The following is a 24,908-nucleotide window of genomic DNA, read 5'->3' as shown; positions in this document are numbered from 1 at the left end:
GCATTCTCTGAAGTCAGGTTGCCATAATCCTCTGTTGCAGGAGAGAATGGGGGGACACAGCGACTTCGAGAGTAAGAAAATGAGTTTCTTCGCCAGTTTTTTATTAATTCTCCTGCTTGTGGTCATCAGCGCCTTTCTGTCGTGTGCCGAAATTTCACTGGCCGCGTCGCGCAAAATACGCCTGGAAATGCTGTCCAAAGACGGCAACGGGCAAGCGGCAATGGTGCTGGCATTACAGGCGCAGCCGGGAAATTTCTTTACCGTGGTGCAGATCGGTTTGAATGCGGTGGCCATTCTCGGCGGCGTGATTGGCGAACCGGCACTGACCCCGCACATGCAGAATCTGATCGGCCGCTTTTATCAGGGGCCGTGGCTGGAAAATGCCAGCTTCGCCTGTTCATTTCTGCTGGTGACGGGATTTTTCATTCTGTTCGCCGATCTCATGCCCAAGCGGCTGGCAATGCTGGCGCCGGAACGGGCTGCCATGGCGCTGGTGCGGCCGATGCTGTTTTTCGAAACCTTGTTCAAGCCCATCGTCTGGTTTTTCAATGGCTTGTCGAAACTGATCTTTACCGTGCTGGGTTTGCCGCAAGTACGGCTCGACGTGATTACGCCCAATGAAATCCACGCCATGGTCGATGCCGGCGCCCAGGCTGGCGTGTTGCTGCATCAGGAACATCATCTGATCGAAAACGTGTTCGAGCTGGAAAGCCGTTATGTGCCGTCGGCCATGACGCAGCGTGAAAGCATCGTGTACTTTCTGGTGACCGATACCGAAGAAGTCTTGCGGCAGAAAATCATCGATCATCCGCATTCACGCTTTTTGGTGTGCGAAGAAAATATCGATGCGGTGCTCGGCTATATCGACAGCAAGGATGTGCTCAAACGCTTGCTCAAGGGCGAACATTTTTCGTTGCGCGACAAGGGCCTGATTCATGCGCCGCTGTCGATTCCGGACAGCCTGAATCTGTGGGAAGTGCTGGAACGGATGAAAGCGGTAGATGAAGATCTGGCGGTGGTGGTCAATGAATATGCGCTGGTGGTCGGCATCATCAGCATTACCGATGTGACCAGCGTGTTGATGGGCAATTTGCTGAACTTGCCGGCAGAAGAACAGCAGATCGTCAAGCGCGATGAAAATTCGTGGCTCATGGATGGCCTGACGCCGCTGGCTGAAGTGATGAATGCCTTGAGTATCGACGATTATCCGAACCCGATGGGTTACGAAACGCTGGCCGGTTTCATCATGTACATGTTGCGCAAGATTCCGAAGAAGGCCGATTTCGTTTTGTTTGCCGGTTACAAATTCGAAGTGGTCGACATCGACGGCAATCGCATCAATCAATTACTGGTAACACGTTTCAAACAGGGCAAACCTGAAGCGGGCGACGCGGAAAGCGCGCAGGGAGAAAACGCAAAAATCTGAGCGGAGGCTGCATGACGATGCTGTCTGTCGTGCGTAGTCGCATGTTGCATTTCTGGTTGGCGCCGGGCTTGTCGCTGGCGTTGCATCTGTTCCCGATGTCACCGTCACAGGCAGCCGCCGCGCCCCCGCTGATGCTGGCCAATGAATATCGGGCCGATATCATGCTGGCCGAGTATTGGGTCAGCGAAAAATATGATGGCGTGCGCGGCTATTGGGACGGCCGGCGCTTGCTGACGCGTGGCGGTCAGCCGATTCAGACGCCGCCATGGTTTACCGCCGGTTGGCCGGCGGTGCCGATGGATGGCGAGTTGTGGGCCGGCCGCAACCGTTTTGCGGAAGCCGTTTCAACGGTGCGCAAGCAACGGCCCGATGACGCCGCATGGCGCTCCATGCGTTTCATGGTGTTCGATTTGCCGGCGCACGGTGGCATGTTTGATGCGCGCCTGCCGGCATTGCAAAGTCTGGTGGCGCACATCGGGCAGGATTGGGTGCAGGCAGTGGAGCAACGGCGCGTGGCCGATGCGGCGGGTTTGCAGCGCTGGCTCAGGGAGATCGTCAGGCAGGGCGGTGAGGGCTTGATGTTGCACCGTGGTGCTTCACTGTATCGGGCGCAGCGCAATGATGACTTGCTGAAATTCAAACTGTATCAGGATGCCGAAGCTACCGTCATCGCCCATGTGCCGGGTAAAGGGAAGTATCAGGGCATGCTCGGCGCCTTGCTGGTGGAAACCCCGGCTGGCATCCGGTTCAAGCTCGGCAGCGGCCTCAAGGATGCGCAGCGCCGTGATCCGCCAGCCATCGGCAGTCAGGTCACGTACCGCTATCGCGGACTGCACGCCAGTGGCATTCCACGTTTTGCGACCTTCATGCGGGTACGGGAAGAGGACCGCCCGGCGCCTCAAGAGGCCAGCGAGGCGCCGTGATTGCGTTCCGAGATTTGCGTGTTCAGGGTCCAGAAATCGTACAGTATGCCAAGCAGGAACAAGCCGCCGGTGAACAGATAAATGATACCGGTGACCCATTTGCCCATATACATGCGGTGCACGCCGAAAAAGCCGAGAAAACCGAGCAGCAGCCAGGCCACTGTGTAGTCGATATTGCCGCTGACAAAACGCTGATCGGCGGCCCGGTCCATGCCCGGAATCAAAAACAGATCAATGATCCAGCCGATGCCGAGCAAGCCGAGCGTGAAAAACCAGATGGTGCCGGTGACAGGTTTGCCGTAGTAAAAACGGTGGGCGCCGGTAAAGCCGAAAATCCATAAGAGGTAGCCGATGGTCTTGCTATGGGTATCTGATGTGGTCATGGGCAATTTCCATAAATGAAGACAATGGCACGGCAGTGTGTCTGCCGTGTTGCAGAAGATACTAGCAGATGTCCCGCCACGCCGGCATGCACAGTATCTTCTGCGATGACAGGAAGCGATGTTTATCGAATGATGTCGATCTCTGTCTGCCCCATTTGATGGGACCGGGGATCGTGGCGGCAGCAATCACTGAACTGGTGTAAACTGCCCGGACTCCGCGAGGCTTCCCGTCAGAACGGTTTTTTCCTTTCGTTGCATTGTGTCTCCCGCATTCATTGTTCCCCTTATTGTTGGCTGTGCCCTGTTCATGGAAAACATGGATGTCACAGTCATTGCCACTTCGCTGCCGGCGCTGGCGCGCGATCTCGGACAAGACCCGATTACCCTGAAACTGGCATTGACTTCGTATGTGGTCAGCCTTGGCGTGTTCATTCCGATTTCCGGCTGGATCGCGGACAAGGTCGGCGCCCGTACGATATTCCGTGCCGCCATGATCACCTTCATGACCGGCTCGATTCTGTGCGCCTTGTCAGGCTCGCTGTTCACCTTTGTCGCGGCGCGCTTCTTGCAAGGCATCGGCGGCGCGATGATGGTGCCGGTAGGGCGCATCATCATTGTGCGCTCGGTATCCAAGGCCGATCTGGTCAAGGCCATCAGTTATCTGACCTTGCCATCCTTGATGGGGCCCGTCATCGGACCACCGCTCGGTGGTTTCATCACTACCTATTTTCATTGGCGCTGGATCTTCCTGATCAATATCCCGATCTGTATTCTCGGTCTGTATCTGGCCGGTCGTTACATCGAGAATTTTCGCGAAGAGAACCCGGCTCCGCTCGACGTCAAGGGCTTTATTCTGACGGCGTTTGGCGGCGGCACCGCGATGCTGGGATTTTCGCTGCTCGGCAGTCACTTGTTGCCGAAAGAGTGGCCGGTGGTGATGTGCGTGGCCGGGTCGATTGCCTTGTTTTACTATTTCCGGCACGCCATGCGCGTACCGTTCCCGTTGCTCGACTTGCGCTTGTTGCGGATTCCGACCTTGCGCGCCAGCGTGCTCGGCGGGTCATTGTTCCGGGTCGGCCTCGGGGCCGTGCCGTTTCTGCTGCCGCTGGCGTTGCAGGAAGGCTTGGGGCTCAATCCGTTTGAAGCCGGCACGATTACTTGCGCCTCCGCGTTTGGTGCGATGTTCATGAAGGCGCTGGCGTCATCGGTGTTGCGTCGCTATGGCTTCCGCACGGTGCTGATGTTCAACGCCGTGCTGGCCGGCATCGCCATCGCTTCTTACGGCCTGTTTACTTCGCATACGCCGTACCTGGTGATGCTGGCGGTAGTGTTGCTGGGCGGGTTTTTCCCGTCGCTGCAATTTACTTGTCTCAACTCGATTGCCTATGCCGACATCAGCAATCGCGATGCCGGACGCGCCACCAGTCTGGCCAGCGTGGTGCAGCAATTGTCGCTCGGCATGGGCGTCACCATTGCCGGTCTGGTGTTGCAGATTTCAAATGCAGTGCAAGGTCATGCGACGATTGTCGAATCCGATTTCTGGCCTGCGTTTCTGGTGGTCGGACTGTTCTCGATTGCCTCGGTGCCGGTGACCCGCCGCCTGCCGCACGACGCCGGTCTTGAGTTGACCCGCGGCAAATCCGTCGGCGACGACTGAGGCCGACGACTCGCGCGGCATTCACCATCATCGTTGTCATGACGGCCGGAATTTACGGTTATGATGGTAGCCGGCTGTGATCTGAACGGCATTTCAAAAGGAGACTCCATGTTGCGCATCAAACCAGGTTCTAAAACCATCATTGCTGCCGGACTGACTTTATGCAGCACGCTGGTGTTTGCTTTTTCCTTGTCTGATATCAGCAATCAGGACGCTACCAGCGGCCTCAGGGCAGCACTCGAAAAGGGTGCGGATGTGGCAGTTTCCAAACTCGGCGTGACCAATGGTTTTTTGAACAATGACAAGGTCAAGATCAAATTGCCGGGTGTGCTGGAGCAAGCCATGCCGATCCTGAAAATGACCGGGCAGGGCCAAAAGCTCGATGAACTTGTGGTCGACATGAACCACGCTGCGGAGTCTGCCGTGCCATTGGCAAAACCCTTGCTGCTCAATGCTGTCAAGTCGATGTCGGTGACCGACGCCAAAAACATTTTGAGCGGTGGCGATACCTCGGTGACCGATTTTTTCCGGCAAAAAACGTCCGCGCCGCTGGGACAGAAATTCCTGCCCATCGTGAAGAACATCACCGACCGCAATGGCTTGTCGGCCAAATATAACGCCACCATGGGCCAGGTTTCCAAGACCGGGCTGGTCTCCGGCGATCAGGCTACGGTCGAAGGATATGTCACGCAACGCGCGCTGGATGGCTTGTTTTTGATGATCGGCGAAGAAGAAAAAGCAATCCGCGCTGATCCGCTCGGCGCCGGCAGCGCGATTATCGGCAAGGTATTTGGTGCCCTGAAGTAATCGTCGAAAAATAAAATTGCACCCCTAAATTTTCTTTGCGGAAATAATTTGAGATGCCTGAAAACGCCCCCCGAATCGCTGGTTCGCGGGGCGTTTTCTACGTTGCAGGGGTATTTCGCAAACGCGGATGTCCATCGTTTTTTGACGAAATCTTGATGACTAAGATCGCGGAGTTATTGATTTTGAAATTGTCATAGCTAGACTTCATTAAGCCTTTCGCATATACTGCCTCTCGTCCCAGTGACAAATTTTGTTCAACAACCAATAGCAGTTCCTGATCCCATGCGGGTCGTCTCATTCTCCGGCTTGCTGTCGCAGCGCGTCCGGGGAGCATAAATCGTCGACGGTTGCTTTCAACTTTCGATTTCATCGTTGCCGCTGTTGGCGGTAGCCGGTTCGTATCCAAACGATCTGTCCTCAAGGGACGAGCGGACCATAAAAATTCAATCTACTGTGCCGTCGCGGCATTGTTTCGCGGTGTGTGCTCAAGGGGGTAATCATGACGCGTTCATTTCGCAAGGTCATTATCGGCGGAGCCATTTCCGTATTGCTCGTGGCCGGCCTGATTCAATGGATAGGTGCAGATGTCATCTATCAATATCGGGGTGATTTGCTGTACTACACCGGCAAGCATTTGCAGTTGGTGGCAGCGTCCATGTCGCTGGCCTTGCTGGTCGGCATTCCGGCCGGCATTTTGCTGAGCCGGCCATCGGTGTCGCGCTGGGCCGAATACTTCATCCAGATTTTCAATATCGGCAATACCGTGCCATCGATTGCGGTACTGGCACTGGCGCTGGCATTTTTCGGCATCGGCAACTGGCCGACCATCATTGCGCTCTGGCTGGCTTCCATGCTGCCGATTGTGCGCAATACCTTTGAAGGTTTGAAAGGCGTCTCGGCGCCGATGAAGGAAGCCGCCAAGGGTATCGGCATGAAGCCGTATCAGATTCTGTTCCGGGTCGAATTGCCGAACGCCTTGCCGATCATTGTCGGCGGCGTGCGCACTGCACTGGTCATCAATGTCGGTACCGCGCCGCTGTCGATGCTGATCGGTGGTGAAAGTCTCGGTGGTCTGATTTTCCCCGGCATCTATCTCAACAATCACGGACAGCTATTGCTTGGCGCCGCCAGTACGGCGCTGCTGGCCCTGGCGCTGGACGCCATCGTTACCCAGCTCAGCAAGTTCTATCTGTCGCGTCGCGGTCTGGCATGAGTGCTGACCTAAAGGAAAACAAGATGAAAAAAAGAATGATGAGTTGCATGCTCCTGCTGAGCATGCTGATCGGTACCCAGGCTTATGCTGCGCGACTGGTGGTCGGTGGCAAGAACTTTACCGAGCAATTGATTTTGTCGTCGATGACGGTGCAATACCTGAAGGCCAAAGGTTATCAGGCAGATCTCAAGAATGGCCTGGGGTCGACGCTGATGCGGTCGGCGCAGGAAAGCGGCCAACTGGATGTGGTGTGGGAATACACCGGCACCTCGCTGATCGTCTACAACCATGTCGAGGAAAAGCTGGATGCCGGGGCTGCCTATGAGCGGGTCAAGGAGCTTGACGAGAAAATCAACCTGATCTGGCTGCAACCCTCGGCACTGAACAATACCTATGCCTTTGCCATGCCGCAGGCGCTTGCCGATGCGGATAACATCACTACGCTGGAAGATCTGGCCAACAAGATCACGCAGGACCAGCAACAGAATCCCGATAAGCAGCATTTGCTGGGTCTTGATTATGAATTCGCGTCGCGTCCGGACGGTCTCGGGCCGATGCAGGTTCTGTACGGATTTCAGTTGAGCCGCAGCGAAGTCAAGCAAATGGATCCGGGTCTGGTCTACACCGCCTTGCGCAACGAACAGTTGTATGCCGGCCTGACCTATTCGTCAGATGGGCGCATCAAGGGTTTCAATCTGAAACTGCTGGAAGACAGTAAAGGTTACTTCGCTGCCTATGCCGCCACGCCGGTGGTACGCAAATCGGTGCTGGAACAGAACCCGCAACTGGAAGAACAATTGAATCAGTTGTCGGCGGCCATCGATACCGAAAAAATGACGGAAATGAACAAGCGCGTCGATATCGATCAGGAATCCATTGACAAGGTTGCCGCAGAATTCTTGCAGCAACAAGGTCTGATTTGAGGAGCCAGTCATGAATTTTTTCCAATATCTGCAAAGCGACTGGCACAACATTCTGCATCTGACCCTGCAGCATCTGAAACTGGTCGGGATTGCCGTCAGCCTGGCGATCGTGGCCGGGGTGCCGCTCGGCATCGCCATCATTCGCCATCGCTGGCTGGCTGGTCCGTTGCTGGGACTGGCAACGGTAGTGCTGACCTTGCCGTCGATTGCCTTGTTCGGTCTGATGATCCCGCTGTTCTCGCGCTTCGGCGAAGGTATCGGCCCCTTGCCGGCAATCACCGCCGTATTTCTGTATTCGCTGTTGCCGATCATGCGCAATACCTTCCTGGCGCTCGACAATATTGACGCTGGCATCAAGGAAGCCGGGATCGGCATCGGCATGACGTTCTGGCAGCGTCTGCGCATGGTGGATCTGCCGCTCGCGGTGCCGGTGATTCTCGGCGGCGTGCGCACGGCGGTGGTGATGAATATCGGCGTCATGGCGATTGCTGCCGTGATTGGCGCTGGCGGGCTGGGCGTACTGATCCTGCATGCGATCAGCCAAAGCAATATGCAAAAACTGGTTGTGGGAGCGGTGCTGATCAGCGTGCTGGCGATTGTCGCCGATACGCTGCTGCATTGGCTGCAACGACTACTGACCCCGAAAGGACTGCAAAAATGATAGAACTCGATCAACTCAGCAAGACCTATATCCAAAAAGACGGTACCAAGATCAAGGCAGTAGATGCCGTCAGCCTGAAAGTGGCGGAGGGTGAAATCTGTGTGTTTCTCGGTCCTTCCGGTTGCGGCAAGACCACCACACTGAAAATGATCAATCGTCTGATCAAGCCGACTTCCGGTCGCGTGCTGCTCAATGGTGAAGATACATCGGGCATTGACGAAGTCACCTTGCGTCGTCACATCGGTTATGTGATTCAGCAAACCGGTTTGTTTCCCAATATGACAATTGAAGAAAACATCACCATCGTGCCGCGTCTGCTGGGCTGGGACAAGAAACGCTGCCGCGAACGCGCGATTGAACTGATGGCGATGGTGGCGCTGGACCCGAAACGTTTTCTGACGCGCTATCCACGGGAATTGTCGGGCGGCCAGCAACAGCGTATCGGCGTGATCCGTGCGCTGGCGGCAGATGCGCCGGTGTTGCTGATGGATGAACCGTTCGGCGCGGTGGATCCGATCAACCGTGAATCGATTCAAAATGAATTTTTCCAGATGCAACGGCAACTGAACAAAACCGTCATCATGGTCAGCCATGACATCGACGAAGCCATCAAGCTCGGCGATCAGGTGGCGATTTTCCGCGCTGGCAAGCTGGTGCAGTTCGATCATCCCGATACTTTGCTGGCACGTCCGAAGGATGAATTCGTCGGTGCGTTCGTCGGTCAGGATCACACCCTGAAACGGTTGTTGCTGGTGCGTGCCGGCGATGCCGCGACAACGCCGGCGACGGCACGCCCGGATGTGCAGCTGGAGCAAGCAATTGCCTTGATGGATGATCAGGATAGCCGCTATCTGACGATTACCGACAATGACAATCGCGCCCTCGGCTATATCAGCCGGCGTGATATCCGCGGCCTCAGCGGCGTTGGCGGTGACAAGGTCAAACCATTCACGGTCAATGCCGCGCCCGATGAAAACCTGCGCGTCGTGCTGTCGAAGATGTACAAGCACAGCACCAGCTGGATGCCAGTGATCGATGCTGACGGTAGTTATATCGGCGAGGTCACACAGGATTCGATTGCCAACTACCTGAGTTCGGGACGTTCACGCGGACAGAAGCAGTTGCAGGCGGCGTAAGGCACGCAGCGCCATTCCCTCATGCGGCATCCCGGTTCCGGGGGGGCCCGGTCAATTCATTCAATCCAGTATGCGTTGCAGGAACATGGCCTTGCCGGCGGCAGGGTCGAGTTCATAACCGGCGAAGCCGCAGGCCGCGTAAAGCTTGCGCGCAACGGCATTACCTTCTAATACTTCCAGTGTGATTTTGCAGCAGTCGCTGGCGCGCGCATGCTGTTCGACCGCAGCGATCAATTGCCGGGCAATGCCGCGTCCGCGATGGGAGGCGACGACCGCGAGATCGTGAATATTGAGCAGGGGCCGGCACGCAAAGGTGGAAAAACCTTCGATGCAATTGGCCAGTGCCACGCCTTGTTCGCCATCGAAAGCAAGGAAGACGTGAATCGTCGGTCGCTGGCGCAACGCGTCGATCAGATGACTGCGGGTAAATGCGGATAAGGGGTGATTGCCGCCCATCGGGTCGGCGGCATAGGCATCGAGCACCTCAAGCACGGCAACGCCGTGTCGAGGATTGCTCAAGTCAGCTTTGACAATACGCATCAAGGCCAACGCTGCCGATTAACGACCGCGACCGCCGGAGCGATGTGTCAGTGCCGAAGGGCGGGCAGCCGGGCCGCGTCCCTGTGCCGGTTTGGCCGGACCTTGGGATGGCTTGGCGCCTTGCGGTGCACGCGACTGGCTCTGGCCTTGACCACCGCCGGTTTTCGGCTGGGCATTGCCCGGTTGACGGCTGCGACCACCACCATTGCCGCCACCACCACCGCCACTGCGTTGACGGTTACCGCCGCCGCCACCGCCGCTGCGCAATTGAATCGGCTGCGGTTTGGCTTTCGGATCAGGCTCAAAGCCGGGAATGATTTCAACCGGAATCTCGCGCTTGATGAAGCGCTCGATGTCATGCAACAGTTCGCGCTCATCGACGCAGACCAGCGACACTGCTTCACCGGTAGCGCCGGCGCGACCGGTACGGCCGATCCGGTGGACATAATCTTCCGGCACATTCGGCAAATCGTAGTTGACGACGTGCGGCAACTGATCGATATCGATACCGCGCGCGGCGATATCGGTGGCGATCAGAGCTTGCAGTTTGCCATCCTTGAATTCAGCCAGGGCACGGGTACGCGCGGCCTGGCTCTTGTTGCCGTGGATCGCCATGGCAGTGATGCCGTCACGTTCCAGTTGTTCCACCAGCTTGTTGGCGCCGTGCTTGGTACGGGTAAACACCAGCACCTGCGACCAGTTATGGGTCTTGATCAGATGGGCCAGCATCGGATGTTTCTTGTCGCGGTCAACCGGGTGAATCTTTTGACCGATCACTTCCACGGTGGAATTGCGACGGGCCACTTCAATCATGGCCGGTGCATTCAGCAAGCCATCGGCGAGGGCCTTGATGTCGTCGGAGAAGGTCGCCGAGAACAACAGGTTCTGACGTTTCTTCGGCAGTGCCGCGAGTACCTTGCGGATATCGCGGATAAAGCCCATGTCCAGCATGCGATCGGCTTCGTCCAGAATCAGGACTTGCACGTTTTTCAGATCGACGGTGTTTTGCTGCATGTGATCCAGCAAACGTCCCGGTGTCGCCACCAGAATATCAACGCCTTGCTTGAGCAAACGGATTTGCGGGTTGATGCCGACGCCGCCGAAGATGCAGGCTGAAGTCAGTTTCAGGTACTTGCCATAGATGCGCACGCTTTCTTCAACCTGTGCCGCCAGTTCGCGGGTCGGGGTCAGGATCAGGGCGCGGATTGGTACATGGCCGTTGATCTTGACGCGCTCGACGCTGGACAGACGTTGCAGCAGCGGCAGCGTGAAGCCGGCAGTTTTACCGGTGCCGGTCTGGGCGCCGGCCAGCAAATCGCCACCCGCCAGAACCGCAGGCACAGCTTGCAATTGAATCGGAGTCGGAGTGGTATAGCCTTGTTCGGTAACGGCACGAACGATTTCCTCGGATAAGCCGAGTGATGAGAATGACATGAGAGATTTGAATAGTATCGGCCTGTCGCCGTATCGGGCGCCAGTCGCAGGCAAACGGGGTTGAAACGTCGGAAGACAGCGGACTTTGACTGGAGAATGTGCCGCACCGGCGCAGTATAGCAGTCCCGGCCCGCGACTGCAGATAAAAGTTGCTTGCCGCCTCAGGCGGCGGTATGGGTGTCGAGAAACTCGCGCAGCGCCGGCAATACCAGTGCGCTTTGCATCAGCCCGCCGAAATGGGTGACGCCCGGCAACGACACGAAGCGTCCCTGTGGCAACAGTTGCGCACACTGCTGTACCGCCGCATGACGGGCATCGGCATCACCGCAAAACATCAGGCATGGCAGCGTCATGTGCGGCAGCAAATCTTCATTGGACGGGCGGCTCTGATGCGCTGCCGCTGCCAGTGCTTGCAGATCATTGGCGCGCACCAGCATTTTGACTGGCTCGCTCAGTGCTTCGTCGAGTATCTGTTCAAAGGCGCGGATGAAAGCCTCGGCATCGCTGCCGTCGACCCCGGCAAATGTCGCCCAGCTGGCATCGGCGTATGGATGAGCGGCACCCAGTATCAGCGATTTGAGGCGCTGCGGTGCATGTCGCATCAGACCGTAACCGACCCAGCCGCCCATGGAGTAGCCGAAGAAATGTGTTTGTTCGATCTGCAGGGCATCAAGCACTGCCAGCACGTCCTCGCTGCGCTGACGTTGGGTATAGGCATCGGTGTCGTGCGGTTTGTCGCTTTGTCCGTGACCCAGTGCATCGAGCGCGATCACGGTATGGGTTTGTTCCAATACCGGCGTGAAGCCATAGAAACGCCAGGCTTGTGAGCTGCTGGTAAAACCGTGATGCAACAACAGTGGCGGGCCGTTGCCGCTGACTTCGTAGTAGATGCGCCGACCGGCGCTGGTGACATGGGGCATGGCGGGCTGCGGAAGAGGGAGGTCAGGAAGTGGTTTTGCCGGCAGCGCATTTGCGCAGCAGGTCTTGCGAACGACTGCGAATTTCCGCGTCGGATAAATCTTCGATATGGGTTGCAATCGACCAGACGTGGCCGTAGGGGTCGCGCAGCATGCCGGAGCGGTCGCCATAGAACTGGTCCTGTACCGCGCGCAACTGAGTGGCGCCGGCGGCCAGTGCCTGTGCGAACACGACGTCCACCTGATCGACAAACACCAGCAGGCTGACGCCGGCGCCGCCGAGCGTCAGCGGGCTGTTGAAGCCCATGTCGGGAAATTCATCGGCCAGCATGACGCGGGAGTTGCCGATCTGGATTTCGGCGTGCCACAGCTTGCCTTGCGGGCCGTCGAGCCGCATCACTTCAGTGGCGCCGAACGCCTTGGCATAAAACGCAATGGCGGCCGCAGCACCGGTGACGATCAGATAAGGGGTTACGCTGTGGTAGCCCGCAGGGGTAGAGTGCTCTGCCATGATCGTCTCCTGTGCAGCGGGTGGCGTCAGTGCCGCCCGCTGTGACTACGTCGCTGTGACTGTGTCTAGCGGGCAAATTCAGACAACAGATTGACCTGTTGCGAGAAGATTTTCGGATTGCCGGCCAGCACATCGCCTTTGTACAGATAATCGGACTCGCCGCGGAAGGTGCCGACAATACCGCCGGCCTCTGTGATCAGCAGCGAACCTGCTGCGATATCCCACGGCTTGAGGCCCTTTTCAAAGAAGCCGTCCAGACGTCCGGCTGCCACATACGCCAGATCCAGTGCCGCAGCACCGGGACGACGCAGGCCGGCGCAGTTTTCGGTCATGACGCGGAACATCTTGAGGTATTCATCGAGACCATCGGTATCGCGGAACGGGAAGCCGGTGCCGATCAGGCAGTCGGCAATGCGGTCACGTTTGGTGACGCGAATGCGCTTTTCGTTGAGATAGGCACCGGCGCCCTTGGAGGCAGTAAACAAGTCATTGCGGGTCGGATCGTAGACCACGGCCTGGGTGATCTGGCCGCGCTGTTGCAGGGCGATCGATACGCAATATTGCGGGAAGCCGTGGATGAAGTTGGTGGTGCCGTCGAGCGGATCGATGATCCAGACGTTTTCATTCTCGTCGTGCAGGTTGTCGGAAGCGCCCGATTCTTCGGCCAGGATGGCGTGATCGGGATAGGCAGTCTTCAACACTTCGATGATGGCGGCTTCAGCGGCCTGATCGACTTCGGTGACGAAATCATTGTGTTGTTTCTTGGTGACTGTGAGCAGAGAGACGTCGAACGAGGCTCTGTTGATGATCGTGGCGGCACGGCGGGCTGCCTTGATCGCCGTATTGAGCATTGGAGGGATAATCATACCGCTGGGTTCCGTTAAAATGGCGTTTCTGCCGCCCGACGCAGTACGAGACTTGACGCCGGGTGGACGAATAGCACGAGAATGAAATTAATGAGCGATGCGCCGTATCAGGTCTGCGAGCGTGCAAGGTTGCCGAGACAACATTTGCCGCCTTTAATGCCGTTCCCGGAGCGCGAATACCGCTATTTTAAATGAACAAGCTAAAAATCGATAATTCTGTTTTCAATCGCCTGCGTTTCGTGTTGGTGGAAACCAGCAGTGCCGGCAATATCGGCTCGGTAGCACGCGCCATCAAAACCATGGGCTTTGGCGAGCTGGTGCTGGTCAATCCGCGCTTTCCGGATGCCTTGCAGGCGCCGGAGGCGGTGGCCTTCGCCAGCGGTGCTCAGGACGTGCTCAGCGCGGCCCGCATCGTCGCCAGCATGGAGGAAGCCTTGCAGGGGTGCAACTTTGCCGCTGCCGTCAGTGCCCGTTTGCGGGAATTTTCGCCGCCGCTGATTGCGCCGCGGGCCTTGGCAACGCAACTGGTGCAAGATACAGACCTGCATGCGGCGCTGATTTTCGGCAACGAACGCTTCGGTTTGCCCAATGAACTGGTGCAAAAATGCAATGTGTTGATCAATATCCCCGCCAATCCGGATTATTCCTCGCTCAATCTGGCGCAGGCAGTACAGGTGCTGGCCTATGAATGTCGGGTCGCGGCCTTGGGCGACGCGCCGCCGGTCAGCGACATCGGTTTCCACGGGCAGGCCGCCGGACTGGCGGATATCGAAGGCATGTACGAGCACCTTGAGCAGGCGCTGATTGCGATTGAATTCCTCAAGCCGGACAGCCCGAAGAAGCTGATGCCCCGACTCAAGCGTCTGTTCGCCCGCACCCAGCTTGAAACCGAAGAAGTGAATATCTTGCGCGGCATTGCCCGCCAAATCCTGACCCCGAAACAGAAAAGCAAATAATGAGTAAATTAAGTTTGGATCGTATCTTGCAATCCCAGGGCTTCGGCTCGCGCAAGTATTGCCGCAGTCTGATTGAGGATGGCGAGGTCGCCATTGGCGGCAGCGTCGTGACCGATTACCGCCTGACGCCGGAACTGGACGGGCTGAGCTTCACCCTGTTCGACGACGAATGGACTTATCGTGCGCAGGTCTATATCGCACTCAATAAGCCAGCCAATTTTGAATGCTCGCGCAAGCCCAGCCATCATCCCGGGGTGCTGACGATTTTGCCGGAGCAATTCAGCTGGCGCGACGTGCAGCCGGTAGGGCGGCTCGATCACGACACCACCGGCTTGTTGCTGATGTCGGACGATGGTGCCTTCATTCATGCGCAGTCGTCACCCAAGCGCCATGTGCCCAAAGTGTATGCGGCGACGACGCATGATGCCGTGACCGAAGAATTGATTGCGCAGTTGCTGGGCGGCGTGCAATTGCACGACGAGCCGGCACCGCTGGCAGCGGTCACCTGTCGGCAACTCGATACGCATCTTCTGGAAATCGTGCTGGAGCAGGGCAAATACCATCAGGTCAAGCGCATGCTGGCCGCTGCCGGCAATCATTGCAGCGCCTTGCGACGGACCGCTATCGGTGGTTTGCAACTGGAGGCGCTGGAACTGGAAGAGGGGGAATGGTGTTACCTGGAACAGGCGCAGCTCGATTTGCTGGTGCCGGCCTGACCGCTGTCGTGACCGCAATCCTGATTGCCGCAGGGGCAATCAGGAACACAGTGCAGATGAAATTGCTTAGTGCTTGATGCTGCTGAGTACGGCAGGACCGGCAGGCAGATCGCTGATGAACATATGGGCGCAATCGATCGGGTCGAATTCGTAATGCTGACCGCAGAAGTCGCAATCGACCTCCAGCTTGCCGAGATCGGCCAAGGCTTCTTCGACTTCTTCACGCCCCAGCATTTTCAGCATGTTGCCGACTTTTTCGCGCGAGCATGAGCAATGAAACTGCGGATGATCGGGATCGAACACACGAATGGTTTCTTCCCAGAACAAACGCCGCAGCAAGGTCTCGATGTCGGTGCTGAGCAACTCTTCGGTGCGCAGTGTGTTGCCGAGCATGGACATGCGATTCCAGGTGTCGAGTTCGTCTTCCGGCGTATTGATGCCGCCGGTCGTCGGCAGTTTTTGCAGCAGCAAACCGCGTGATACCTGACCATCGGCAGCCAGCCACAGTTTGGTGTCGAGCTGCTCCGAGCGCTGCATGTAGTTTTCGATCACGGTCGCGACGTCGTCGCCGTCCAGCGGCACAATGCCCTGATAGGCTTGCTGGCCGGGCATCTTGTCTTGCGGATCGAGCGTGATGGCGAAATGCCCCTGACCGTTGAGGTTGACCAGTTGGGTCAGCGTCGCATCGTCAGGCACGACTTCTCCTTCGATCACCTTGGCCGTGGCGCGCAGGCGCAACTCGGAGTCGCATTCCACGACCAGCAGCTTGACCGGACCATCGCCATGTACTTGCATGACGATCACACCGTTGAATTTCAGTGTGGCGGACAATAACGCCGCCGCCGACAGCATTTCTCCCAACAGCCGTTTGACGGCGACGGGATAGTCGCGGCGCGCCAGCACCTGTTGCCAGGTGGCACTGAGTTCAACCAGCTCACCGCGCACCGGTGCGTTGTCGACCATGAATTTTTGCAGCGTATCTTTCATTCTTTCTTTCCGGGGCTTGCAAACAGAGCCTGAATGGGCAAATTCAGGCAATCCGCTTGAGACTGCTTTTAAATAATTGCGCCCGCTCCACGTAACCGGCAGTACCGGCATGCATGCGGGCAATATCTTCTTCCGACAACGTACGCACTGCTTTGGCCGGCGAGCCGATGATCAGCGAGTTATCGGGAAATTCCTTGCCTTCGGTGACCAGCGCGCCGGCACCGACCAGTGAATTCTTGCCGATTTTGGCGCCATTGAGCACCACGGCCTGAATGCCGATCAAGGCACCTTCGCCGATTGTGCAGCCATGCAGCATGGCTTGATGGCCGACGGTAACGTTTTTGCCAATCAGCATCGGATAGCCGACGTCGGTATGCAATACCGCGCCTTCCTGAACGTTGCTGTTTTCGCCGATGGTGATCAGCTCATTGTCACCGCGGATGGCGACGTTGAACCAGACACTGGCATGCGCTTCAAGTTTGACCTTGCCGACCACGACGGCCGAGTCGGCGACATACGCAGAATCAGCGATTTCAGGAATATCTTGTTCTAATTGGTAAATTGCCATAATAAAATTGTCTCCTTGGTTAGCGAAACACAGATATCCATATCGGGACGAAATGTGTTTCATCAACCTCATATTTTACCGCTGCTCGCATGAATCCATCTTTCCTGACTGATTTTGATCAAGATCAGCTCCCATTTCATCCCGAATTACGGCGCGCCGCCCTGGCTGCGCTGCTGCAAACCGAGTGCACGGCCAAGCAAGATGCCGTGGCGACCTTGTGGCAACAATGGCAAGCCGGGAAGCTGTGGCTGGATCGTTCCGCGCCACTGACAGCGCCGCCCGCCGTGCCGGGGCGTCCGTTACGGCCGGAGCTGGTGTCGCCGCTGGATGTCAAATCACGCTCGATGCGTACCGCAGAAGGGCGCGCAGCGCTGATTCATGCGCTGGCGCATATCGAGTTCAATGCCATCAACCTGGCGCTCGACGCGATCTGGCGCTTTCCATCGCTGCCAGATGCCTTCTATGCCGACTGGTTGCAGGTGGCGCACGAGGAGGCTTTTCATTTTTCGTTGCTGGCGGGGCATTTGCAGGCATTGGGTTTTGCCTACGGCGATTTTCCGGCGCACAATAGTTTGTGGGACATGGCAGAAAAAACGCAAGGTGACGTACTGGCACGTATTGCGCTGGTGCCGCGCACGATGGAGGCGCGCGGGCTGGACGCCGTGCCGGCAGTGCGCGCCAAACTGGCGCAGGCCGGTGATCAGGCCGCGGCGGAAATTCTGGACCTCATCTTGCGTGATGAAGTCGGGCATGTCGCCATCGGCAACCGCTGGTATGCATGGTTATGTGAACAGCGCGGGGTCGATACGATTGCCACCTTTGCTGAGCTGGTGCAACGGCACAAGGCGCCGGTCATGCGCGGGCCGTTCAATTTCGATGCGCGCCGCGCCGCAGGTTTTACCGAGGAAGAGCTGCAATTGATTTCTGCCGGGTAATATTTAACGTACAGTGTCTTATTTTGTTATCGAAAAAACACGATTTTTGATGTCGCAGTTCGTTCTTGAGATAGCACTGTGCTATCTTTTGCGTGGCTAATTATTCAGCAATTGTTTGGTGTCGTACCTGCTGCTTTGTTTTTTATCTCGAAAGGAAAATAAATGACCTCCCGTAAAACTATTGCCGCAATTCTCGCTGTCAGTGCCCTGGCTTTTGTGGTTAGCGCTTGCCAGAAAAAAGAAGAAGCCGCAGGTCCTGCCGAGTCGGCTGGCAAACAGATTGACAACGCTGTTCAGAATGCTGGCGCGCAAGCTGATTCGACCGCCGACAAGGCCAAGGAAAAGCTGGATGAAGCCGGCAAGAAGATTGATCAGGCTGTCGACAGCGCCAAGGAAGGCGCCAAGGATCTGACGCAAAAGGCCGGTGAGAAAATTGAAAGTGCCGGACAATCGATTCAGGATGCTGCCAAGAAGTAATCCGCTGGTCCGCTGATCCGGACTGCAGCAGTCAATGAAGGCCGGCTCTTGTTAACGAGGGCCGGCCTTTTTATTGTCCGGCGCTCTTGATTTCTTCAATCACTTGCTGCTGGATGTCATGATCGAGTGCCATGGCGACATGGCCGATGCCGCTGACGGCAATGTTGGTGGCACCGGGCAGATGGGCCGAAGTTTGCGGCGATACGATGTTGTCATGATGCGACCAGATCGAGACAATCAGCGCCCGCGTGGCGTCGCTTTCGGTGGCCGCCAGTCGTTTCAGCCATTCGCTGCTGGTACCTTCCTCGGCGCGGCCGAGCCAGTTCATTTCACCGCAATTGATGCCGATGCCGAAGTTGGCAATCATGGTGCCGTGATGCGGCGTGCCGAGACTGACGACCTTGGCGATCCGGGCGCCGCCGTAGTCGCGCAGGTAAGCGCGTGCGGCCAGTCCGCCCATGCTGTGGGCAACGATCACGATCTGTTGCTGACCGCTTTCGCTGATCAGGCGTTCTACCGCCTGATGCACCAGTTCGCTGTAAGCATCAATGCTGCCCAGTACCGGTTCCATGTCGACGGCGTAGTGCGTGATGTGGGCTTGCTGCAGCGCCTTGCTCAACCAGTGCCAGTAGCCGCTGTTGCAGCCAAAACCATGGATCAGCAACACCGGCAGCGTGGTGGTGTCGGTAAAAATGCGTCGTTCGAAACGTTGGAAGGGCATACCCCAGGAGGAGCACACCATGGTGGCGCAAAACTCGCCGATGAACAGGCGGACGATTTGCGACCAGCTCAGTTCCGGCGTTGCCGACGATTTGCCGCGATAGGGCCACGTCAGAAAAAAGCTGTTGGCGGTGATCGCCGCGCGAAACAGCGCTACCAACAGCAGGCTGGCAAGTATTGCCAGCCACAAGGGGGCCGCCAGTACTTTCGCCAGAAACACGCAAAACAGGACGGCGACGCCAAGTTGTGTCAGGAGCAGGGTTCGTGCAATGCGAGCAATCATGCCGTGGCAACATCTTTCAAAGGTGGGCCTAGAGTGGCGGCGCATTCAACATGCCGGGATTCAGATCGGCAATGCGGGTGCCGGCCAGCCTGTCGTGCAGAAATTGTCGTTGCGGGTCGAGATACACCAAGGCCGCCCAGACAATCAGGTTTATTGCCGGCACGCCTATCAGCATCCAGCCTTTGGCACCCAGGGCCCACGCCACGGCGAGGCCGGGGAGGAACCACAGCCAGCACAGCAGGAAGCGCAGAATCGCGCGCCCGACACCGACCCGGCCGCCATCTTTACTGACCAGCTTGATGCGCCAGGTTTTCATTGCCAGTGTCTGGCCGCCATGACGCCAGAACCAGATGAAATACAGCGCCAGAATGGCAAACAGCCAACCTTCCAGCGCATGCCGCAAATACAGTGCATGGCGTTGCTGCAGCAGCGTGGAAAAAATCCAGGCAGAGATGAACAAGACGCCGAACAACAGCATGGATTCGTACAGCATGCTGCACAAACGACGTTTAAGAGAGGGAGCAGTCATGAGTTTCGATGCGGGTTTCAATGCGGATTCCAACACGATGGCTTGTCAAAGACGACATTAGACGGTTAATCCGGCGTAAATGCAAACATGCCATGCAGGCGCTGATACGCATGCATGGCATGTTGAACCGGTAATCGCGGCTTATTTGCTTTCTGGAGCAGGTGCTGCCACTGGCGTTGCGATGGCAGGAGTCGGGGCCGTTTGCACGCTCGCAGGTATCGGTGCTGCCAGCGATTGTTCCAGTGTTTCGGCCGGCAACTGGATTGGCGGCGGTGCCTTGTTCTGGGTTGCCGGCAATGCTGCTACATGCTTCGGCAGTTTGGCTTGCGACAGCTTCTTTTTTTGCTCGTCGGAAAGCTGTTGATATTCTTTCCACTGTGCTGACTTCTGGTCGGCATTCAGTTTGTTGGCGCGGGTGTAGTTTTCACGGACAGCGCGGCGTTGTACCGGCGTCAGTTTGACCCATTCACGCATGCGGTCTTGCACGCGCAGCTGTTCGGCCGGTGTCATGCGGGCATATCTGTTGCCAATGGCGAGCCATTTTTCCTTGCGCGCGTCTTCCATTTTGTCCCATTCGCCTGACAGCGGGGCAAGCGCCTGTTGCAGTGCCGGGCTGAGATCAGCCCAGTTGCGCCGGGCCTCTGGTTTTTTGGAGGTTTTCGTTGGCGTGCCGGTTGCCGCTTTGGCAGGGGCGGCGCCGGTGGCCGGGCCTTGTGCCACGGCCAGGCCGCTCAGCAGGCTTGCTGCGAGCAACGCAACACCCAGCAAGGCGGTCTTGCGTTTGGTAAAGATCGCAGAAGTCACCGGAAGCTTCATTCCTTATTCGCCTCGCTGTGCCAGATACGCATTGAAGCCATGATCCAGATAAGCCGACAATGGCAGCTCATCCGACAACACGCCGGCGTCAATTTCCGCCAGTTCGCTGATGCGTTGTTTGTGCTCGTGCTCGTAGATGCCGGCAAACAGCATGATGCCGGCAATCAACGGTACGGCTACACCCAGACGACCGAGCCACGACAGCGAAGCCGGCTGACGTGCGCCGCCATTGCCGGCGGCACCGGCGAAGGCAAATTGGGTGGCGACTGCGCGTGCCGGTGCTTTTTTGCGCGCCAGTGCAACACGGCGCGCGGCAGCCAGCCGCTCAGTGGTGGTTTCCGGCAGATTTTCCAGATTTGCATCGAGTGCGTGCCGCACACGATAAGCGAATTGCATTTCTTTATTGTTCATAAACTGATTCCTTTGGCTCTTAACGCCTGAGCCAGGGCGTGTGTTGCACGAGAGCAGTGGGTTTTGACGCTACCTTCGGAACACCCCATTGCTGATGCGGTTTCGGCGACATCCATGTCTTGCCAATAACGCATGAGGAAGGCTTCTCGTTGACGAGTCGGGAGTTTTTGTACTTCGGCGTCAATCAGGGCCAGCGTTTGATCGCGTTCTACCTTGTCGGCGCTGGACTCGGCGGCTTCCGAGCCTTCTTCGGCTTCGTAGCTTTCCAGCAAATCGAAGTCATCCTGACCTTCATTGTCGCGGCCCATGCTGGAAAACAGGCTGACCCAGGTGTTGCGGACTTTTTCCCGGCGGAAAAAATCATGAATGGTGTTTTGCAGGATGCGCTGAAACAGCAAGGGCAGTTCGTCGGCAGGCTTGTCGCCATATTTCTCGGCCAGCTTGATCATTGCATCCTGAACAATGTCGAGCGCTACTTCATCTTTGCGCACCGCATATACGGCCTGTTTGAAGGCCCTGCGTTCAACATTTTCAAGAAAATCGGAGAGTTCTTTATCAGTGGCCATGCCATGCGGCCTTTGTGGGTCTGCAGCCGGAGTTGATCAGTCAATTACATTTCCGATATGCCATCATGGATATCCGATTTGTAGCAGAGCGCATGCTAGCAAAAAAGCCACTGTCTGTGGTGGGGTTTGTCATCAAAGCGCTGCAAAGGCTTGATTTAAAGCACGCCTGAGTGAAATTCACTTGACCAAAATGATGCAACGCATTACCGTGTCATGCCGCTTCACGATCTTGAAGTGGCTCTATGGCTGTTGACGGTGCTATCCATAATATGGCGGCCGTCAGGGGCGCGCTTTAATTTAAAGCTGTTTGTTCTAACCCGCGCCAAAAGCGCGAGAAATTCGTAGCGTTGCTACTTGTACCAAGGCTGAACGAGTCGCGTTAAGCGGCATTTTGAACCTCACTACGGTTGAGGCGCAGAAATGGCGTGATCGCACAAAAAAGGAATGCCTGAGCAAGTTCTGATGCGCCAGATTTCGTCAGGGGAGAACATCCGATCAATCTCCAATGGACCTTGAAAGGAAGTAGTAATGAGTTCAGAACATATCACCGGTGCGGAGATACTCGTCCGTTGTCTGGCTGAAGAAGGTGTGGAACACGTGTTCGGTTACCCGGGTGGTGCCGTACTGTATATCTACGACGCAATCTTCAAGCAGGAAAAATTCCAACATATTCTGGTACGCCACGAACAGGCCGCGATTCATGCTGCGGATGCCTATTCGCGCAGCTCTGAAAAAGTCGGCGTGGCGCTGGTCACATCCGGCCCCGGCGTTACCAATGCGATTACCGGTCTGGCGACGGCCTACATGGATTCGATTCCGATGATCGTGATTTCGGGGCAGGTGCCATCGACCGCCATCGGTCAGGATGCCTTCCAGGAATGCGATACCGTCGGCATTACCCGTCCGTGCGTCAAGCACAACTTCCTGGTCAAGGATGTCAAGGATCTGGCGGCGACCATGAAGAAGGCATTCTATATCGCCACGACAGGTCGTCCGGGTCCGGTGCTGGTCGATATCCCTAAAGATATCTCGATGCACACCTGTGCCTACGAGTATCCGAAGACCGTCGAAATGCGTTCGTACAAGCCGGTCGACAAGGGCCACTCGGGACAGATTCGCAAGGCGCTGCAATTGTTGCTGACGGCTGAGCGGCCAATGATTTATACCGGCGGCGGCGTGATTCTGGCGAATGCATCGCCGGAACTCAACAAGCTGGTGGATCGTCTCGGTTTCCCTTGCACCAATACCCTGATGGGTCTTGGCGCCTACAAGTCATCGAGCGACAAGTTCGTCGGCATGCCGGGCATGCACGGTACCTACGAAGCCAACATGGCGATGCAGCACTCCGATGTGATGATTGCCATCGGCGCCCGTTTCGATGACCGTGTCATCGGAAATCCCAAGCATTTTGCCTCGAACGCCCGCAAGATCATTCATATCGACATCGATCCATCCTCGATTTCCAAACGGGTCAAGGTGGACATTCCGATCGTCGGCAACGTCAAGGATGTGCTGCAGGAATTGCTGGCACAACTGGATGCGGCTGAAACCAGGCCCAACGCTGCGGCGCTGGCCAACTGGTGGAAGCAGATCAACAAGTGGCGCGAACGCGACTGCCTGAAATTTGCCCTGTCGGATGATGTCATCAAGCCGCAAGCCGTGGTGCAGAAGGTGTGGGAAGTGACCAAGGGCGATGCCTTTATCACCTCCGACGTCGGTCAGCATCAGATGTGGGCTGCGCAATACTATGGTTTCGACAAGCCGCGCCGCTGGATCAATTCCGGTGGTCTGGGCACCATGGGTGTCGGTTTGCCGTACGCGATGGGCGTGCAAAAAGCCAATCCTGACGCCACCGTGGCCTGTATCACCGGCGAAGCGTCGATCCAGATGTGCATCCAGGAACTGGCGACCTGCAAACAGTATCACCTGACGCCGAAGATCATCTTGCTGAACAACCGCTTCCTGGGCATGGTCCGGCAGTGGCAGCAGATTGATTACGGTTCGCGCTATTCCGAGTCGTACATGGATTCGCTGCCGGATTTCACCAAGCTGGTCGAGTCGTTCGGCCACGTTGGCATGAAGATCGAAAAGCCGGGCGATGTCGATGGCGCGCTCAAGGAAGCATTCGGGATGAAAGATCGACTGGTCTTCATGAACTTCATTACGGATCAAACCGAAAATGTCTGGCCGATGGTCAAGGCAGGAAAAGGCTTGACTGAAATGCTCTTAGGTTCGGAGGATCTGTAATCATGCGTCATATTGTTTCTGTACTGCTGGAAAATGAAGCCGGCGCGCTGTCGCGCGTTGTGGGACTGTTCTCCGCGCGCGGCTATAACATCGAAACCCTTACCGTAGCTCCTACTGAAGACGCCACACTGTCACGCATGACCATCGTGACCAATGGCTCTGACGATGTGATTGAACAAATCACCAAACACTTGAACCGCCTGATCGAGGTGGTGAAGGTCGTCGATCTGACCGAGGGCGCGCATATCGAGCGCGAACTGATGCTGATCAAGGTGCGGGCGGTCGGCAAGGAACGTGAAGAAATGAAGCGCACCGCAGATATTTTCCGCGGCCGTATCATTGATGTCACAGAGAAGACTTACACCATCGAACTGACCGGCAACAAAGGCAAGCTGGATGCGTTTATCGACTCGATCGATCGCACGGCAATCCTGGAGACGGTGCGTACCGGTGGTTCAGGTATCGGACGCGGCGAACGCATCCTCAAAATTTGAGTATCAGCATTTACACCATATATTTTCAAAATTACTGAATAGGAAAAATCATGAAAGTTTTCTACGACAAAGACGCAGACCTGTCCCTGATCAAGAACAAGAACGTGACCATCATCGGTTACGGTTCGCAAGGCCACGCCCACGCCCAGAATCTGAAGGATTCCGGCTGCAAGGTAACAGTTGGTCTGCGCAAGGATGGCGCATCGTGGGACAAGGCCAAGAACGCCGGTCTGAACGTGGCTGAAGTCAACGACGCAGTCAAGAACGCCGATGTCATCATGATCTTGCTGCCAGATGAAAACATCGGTCAGGTCTATGCTGAAAACGTGGCGCCACACGCCAAGCAAGGCGCGACAGTCGCGTTTGCTCACGGCTTCAACATTCACTACGGTCAAGTCGTGCCACGCGCCGATCTGGACGTGATCATGATTGCCCCGAAGGCACCGGGCCACACCGTGCGCTCGACATACACCCAGGGTGGCGGCGTGCCGCATCTGATCGCTGTGTATCAAGACAAGTCCGGTACTGCCCGTGACGTCGCGCTGTCGTATGCCACTGCCAACGGCGGCGGCCGTGCCGGCATCATCGAAACCAACTTCCGCGAAGAAACAGAAACCGACTTGTTCGGCGAACAAGCCGTGCTGTGCGGCGGTACCGTTGAACTGATCAAGGCTGGTTTCGAAACGCTGGTGGAAGCTGGTTATGCGCCGGAAATGGCGTACTTCGAATGCTTGCACGAACTGAAACTGATCGTCGATCTGATCTATGAAGGCGGCATCGCCAACATGAACTACTCGATCTCGAAC

28 protein-coding genes are annotated in these 24,908 nt (G+C 56.7%); 15 read left to right on the top strand and 13 right to left on the bottom strand.

Annotated features, from left to right (window positions below):
• The first annotated feature begins 79 nt into the window (after nt 1-79).
• Together AKL27_RS09815 and AKL27_RS09810 are read left to right on the top strand one after the other, a co-directional pair.
• The gene (locus AKL27_RS09815) at nt 80-1,426 is read left to right on the top strand and encodes a hemolysin family protein (RefSeq protein ID WP_050462640.1); all 1,347 of its coding nucleotides are present in this window, start codon (nt 80-82) and stop codon (nt 1,424-1,426) included.
• An 11-nt stretch (nt 1,427-1,437) separates the two neighbouring features.
• Entirely contained in the window at nt 1,438-2,349 is a 912-nt protein-coding gene (locus AKL27_RS09810; protein ID WP_083438966.1) for a DNA ligase, read from the top strand.
• On the opposite strand, the gene AKL27_RS09805 is transcribed toward AKL27_RS09810, so the two are convergent.
• Nucleotides 2,325-2,732: an NINE protein gene (locus tag AKL27_RS09805; protein WP_050462639.1), complete on the bottom strand. Its 408-nt coding sequence runs from the start codon at nt 2,730-2,732 to the stop codon at nt 2,325-2,327. The two genes, AKL27_RS09810 and AKL27_RS09805, sit on opposite strands and share 25 nt — an antisense overlap.
• Before the next feature lie 307 nt (nt 2,733-3,039).
• Between AKL27_RS09805 and AKL27_RS09800 the strand changes: the two genes are divergently transcribed.
• The 6 genes from AKL27_RS09800 (at nt 3,040) to AKL27_RS09775 (ending at nt 9,129) form a co-directional block, all read left to right on the top strand.
• Nucleotides 3,040-4,389 (top strand): MFS transporter, encoded by a 1,350-nt coding sequence (locus AKL27_RS09800; RefSeq protein ID WP_050462638.1) that lies wholly within the window; start codon nt 3,040-3,042, stop codon nt 4,387-4,389.
• A gap of 108 nt (nt 4,390-4,497) precedes the next feature.
• Nucleotides 4,498-5,196, top strand: a complete 699-nt coding sequence (locus tag AKL27_RS09795; protein WP_050462637.1) for a DUF4197 domain-containing protein — start codon at nt 4,498-4,500, stop codon at nt 5,194-5,196.
• Nucleotides 5,197-5,695: 499 nt separating this feature from the next.
• A complete protein-coding gene (locus tag AKL27_RS09790) occupies nt 5,696-6,409 on the top strand; it encodes an ABC transporter permease (RefSeq protein WP_050462636.1) in 714 nt (237 codons plus the stop codon).
• Nucleotides 6,410-6,444: 35 nt separating this feature from the next.
• Nucleotides 6,445-7,332, top strand: a complete 888-nt coding sequence (locus AKL27_RS09785; protein ID WP_232310957.1) for a glycine betaine ABC transporter substrate-binding protein — start codon at nt 6,445-6,447, stop codon at nt 7,330-7,332.
• A 10-nt stretch (nt 7,333-7,342) separates the two neighbouring features.
• Nucleotides 7,343-7,993 carry an ABC transporter permease gene (locus AKL27_RS09780; protein WP_050462634.1) on the top strand — a complete coding sequence of 217 codons (651 nt, stop codon included), beginning with the start codon at nt 7,343-7,345 and terminating at the stop codon, nt 7,991-7,993.
• Nucleotides 7,990-9,129 (top strand): osmoprotectant ABC transporter ATP-binding protein OsmV, encoded by a 1,140-nt coding sequence (locus AKL27_RS09775; RefSeq protein WP_050462633.1) that lies wholly within the window; start codon nt 7,990-7,992, stop codon nt 9,127-9,129. The genes AKL27_RS09780 and AKL27_RS09775 overlap by 4 nt, the downstream gene beginning before the upstream one ends.
• Before the next feature lie 60 nt (nt 9,130-9,189).
• Here the strand turns inward: AKL27_RS09775 and AKL27_RS09770 are convergent, their stop codons facing one another.
• The 5 genes from AKL27_RS09770 to AKL27_RS09750 all read right to left on the bottom strand — a co-directional run bounded on the left by AKL27_RS09770 (nt 9,190) and on the right by AKL27_RS09750 (nt 13,397).
• Nucleotides 9,190-9,669 (bottom strand): GNAT family N-acetyltransferase, encoded by a 480-nt coding sequence (locus AKL27_RS09770; protein ID WP_050462759.1) that lies wholly within the window; start codon nt 9,667-9,669, stop codon nt 9,190-9,192.
• An 18-nt stretch (nt 9,670-9,687) separates the two neighbouring features.
• Nucleotides 9,688-11,103, bottom strand: coding sequence for a DEAD/DEAH box helicase (locus tag AKL27_RS09765; RefSeq protein ID WP_050462632.1), 1,416 nt, complete (start codon nt 11,101-11,103; stop codon nt 9,688-9,690).
• Nucleotides 11,104-11,264: 161 nt separating this feature from the next.
• Nucleotides 11,265-12,023 (bottom strand): alpha/beta fold hydrolase, encoded by a 759-nt coding sequence (locus tag AKL27_RS09760; RefSeq protein ID WP_050462631.1) that lies wholly within the window; start codon nt 12,021-12,023, stop codon nt 11,265-11,267.
• Nucleotides 12,024-12,045: 22 nt separating this feature from the next.
• Nucleotides 12,046-12,531 (bottom strand): VOC family protein, encoded by a 486-nt coding sequence (locus AKL27_RS09755; protein ID WP_050462630.1) that lies wholly within the window; start codon nt 12,529-12,531, stop codon nt 12,046-12,048.
• 65 nt (nt 12,532-12,596) lie between these two features.
• The gene (locus AKL27_RS09750) at nt 12,597-13,397 is read right to left on the bottom strand and encodes an inositol monophosphatase family protein (RefSeq protein WP_050462629.1); all 801 of its coding nucleotides are present in this window, start codon (nt 13,395-13,397) and stop codon (nt 12,597-12,599) included.
• A 191-nt stretch (nt 13,398-13,588) separates the two neighbouring features.
• Between AKL27_RS09750 and AKL27_RS09745 the strand changes: the two genes are divergently transcribed.
• A complete protein-coding gene (locus AKL27_RS09745; protein ID WP_050462628.1) occupies nt 13,589-14,353 on the top strand; it encodes an RNA methyltransferase in 765 nt (254 codons plus the stop codon).
• On the top strand, nt 14,353-15,069 hold the full coding sequence (locus AKL27_RS09740) for a pseudouridine synthase (RefSeq protein ID WP_050462627.1): 717 nt from the start codon (nt 14,353-14,355) through the stop codon (nt 15,067-15,069). Before AKL27_RS09745 ends, AKL27_RS09740 begins: the two co-directional genes overlap by 1 nt.
• A gap of 66 nt (nt 15,070-15,135) precedes the next feature.
• On the opposite strand, the gene hslO is transcribed toward AKL27_RS09740, so the two are convergent.
• Together hslO and AKL27_RS09730 are read right to left on the bottom strand one after the other, a co-directional pair.
• The gene (gene hslO, locus AKL27_RS09735) at nt 15,136-16,056 is read right to left on the bottom strand and encodes an Hsp33 family molecular chaperone HslO (RefSeq protein WP_050462626.1); all 921 of its coding nucleotides are present in this window, start codon (nt 16,054-16,056) and stop codon (nt 15,136-15,138) included.
• A gap of 43 nt (nt 16,057-16,099) precedes the next feature.
• Nucleotides 16,100-16,624, bottom strand: coding sequence for a gamma carbonic anhydrase family protein (locus AKL27_RS09730; protein WP_050462625.1), 525 nt, complete (start codon nt 16,622-16,624; stop codon nt 16,100-16,102).
• Between the two features lie 89 nt (nt 16,625-16,713).
• Between AKL27_RS09730 and AKL27_RS09725 the strand changes: the two genes are divergently transcribed.
• Nucleotides 16,714-17,559 (top strand): ferritin-like domain-containing protein, encoded by an 846-nt coding sequence (locus tag AKL27_RS09725; protein WP_050462624.1) that lies wholly within the window; start codon nt 16,714-16,716, stop codon nt 17,557-17,559.
• Nucleotides 17,560-17,721: 162 nt separating this feature from the next.
• Nucleotides 17,722-18,036: a hypothetical protein gene (locus tag AKL27_RS09720; RefSeq protein ID WP_050462623.1), complete on the top strand. Its 315-nt coding sequence runs from the start codon at nt 17,722-17,724 to the stop codon at nt 18,034-18,036.
• Nucleotides 18,037-18,106: 70 nt separating this feature from the next.
• Here the strand turns inward: AKL27_RS09720 and AKL27_RS09715 are convergent, their stop codons facing one another.
• From AKL27_RS09715 to AKL27_RS09695, 5 genes are all read right to left on the bottom strand, one after another.
• Nucleotides 18,107-19,039, bottom strand: a complete 933-nt coding sequence (locus AKL27_RS09715) for an esterase/lipase family protein (RefSeq protein WP_050462622.1) — start codon at nt 19,037-19,039, stop codon at nt 18,107-18,109.
• A gap of 28 nt (nt 19,040-19,067) precedes the next feature.
• Entirely contained in the window at nt 19,068-19,568 is a 501-nt protein-coding gene (locus AKL27_RS09710) for an RDD family protein (RefSeq protein WP_050462621.1), read from the bottom strand.
• Between the two features lie 141 nt (nt 19,569-19,709).
• Nucleotides 19,710-20,384, bottom strand: a complete 675-nt coding sequence (locus tag AKL27_RS09705) for a DUF3106 domain-containing protein (RefSeq protein WP_083438965.1) — start codon at nt 20,382-20,384, stop codon at nt 19,710-19,712.
• A gap of 3 nt (nt 20,385-20,387) precedes the next feature.
• A complete protein-coding gene (locus tag AKL27_RS09700) occupies nt 20,388-20,795 on the bottom strand; it encodes a DUF3619 family protein (RefSeq protein ID WP_050462620.1) in 408 nt (135 codons plus the stop codon).
• Nucleotides 20,792-21,361: an RNA polymerase sigma factor gene (locus AKL27_RS09695; protein WP_050462619.1), complete on the bottom strand. Its 570-nt coding sequence runs from the start codon at nt 21,359-21,361 to the stop codon at nt 20,792-20,794. The genes AKL27_RS09700 and AKL27_RS09695 overlap by 4 nt, the downstream gene beginning before the upstream one ends.
• A 528-nt stretch (nt 21,362-21,889) precedes the next feature.
• On the opposite strand from AKL27_RS09695, the gene AKL27_RS09690 reads away from it, so the two are divergent.
• The 3 genes from AKL27_RS09690 to ilvC form a co-directional block, all read left to right on the top strand.
• Nucleotides 21,890-23,608 carry an acetolactate synthase 3 catalytic subunit gene (locus tag AKL27_RS09690; RefSeq protein WP_050462618.1) on the top strand — a complete coding sequence of 573 codons (1,719 nt, stop codon included), beginning with the start codon at nt 21,890-21,892 and terminating at the stop codon, nt 23,606-23,608.
• Between the two features lie 2 nt (nt 23,609-23,610).
• Nucleotides 23,611-24,102: an acetolactate synthase small subunit gene (gene ilvN / locus AKL27_RS09685; RefSeq protein WP_050462617.1), complete on the top strand. Its 492-nt coding sequence runs from the start codon at nt 23,611-23,613 to the stop codon at nt 24,100-24,102.
• Nucleotides 24,103-24,152: 50 nt separating this feature from the next.
• On the top strand, nt 24,153-24,908 hold a 756-nt coding region (gene ilvC, locus AKL27_RS09680; RefSeq protein ID WP_050462616.1), incomplete at its 3' end, for a ketol-acid reductoisomerase.

Source organism: Herbaspirillum autotrophicum (assembly GCF_001189915.1).
GTDB lineage: Bacteria > Pseudomonadota > Gammaproteobacteria > Burkholderiales > Burkholderiaceae_D > Herbaspirillum > Herbaspirillum autotrophicum.
This window is presented reverse-complemented; position numbering and strand designations above follow the sequence as displayed.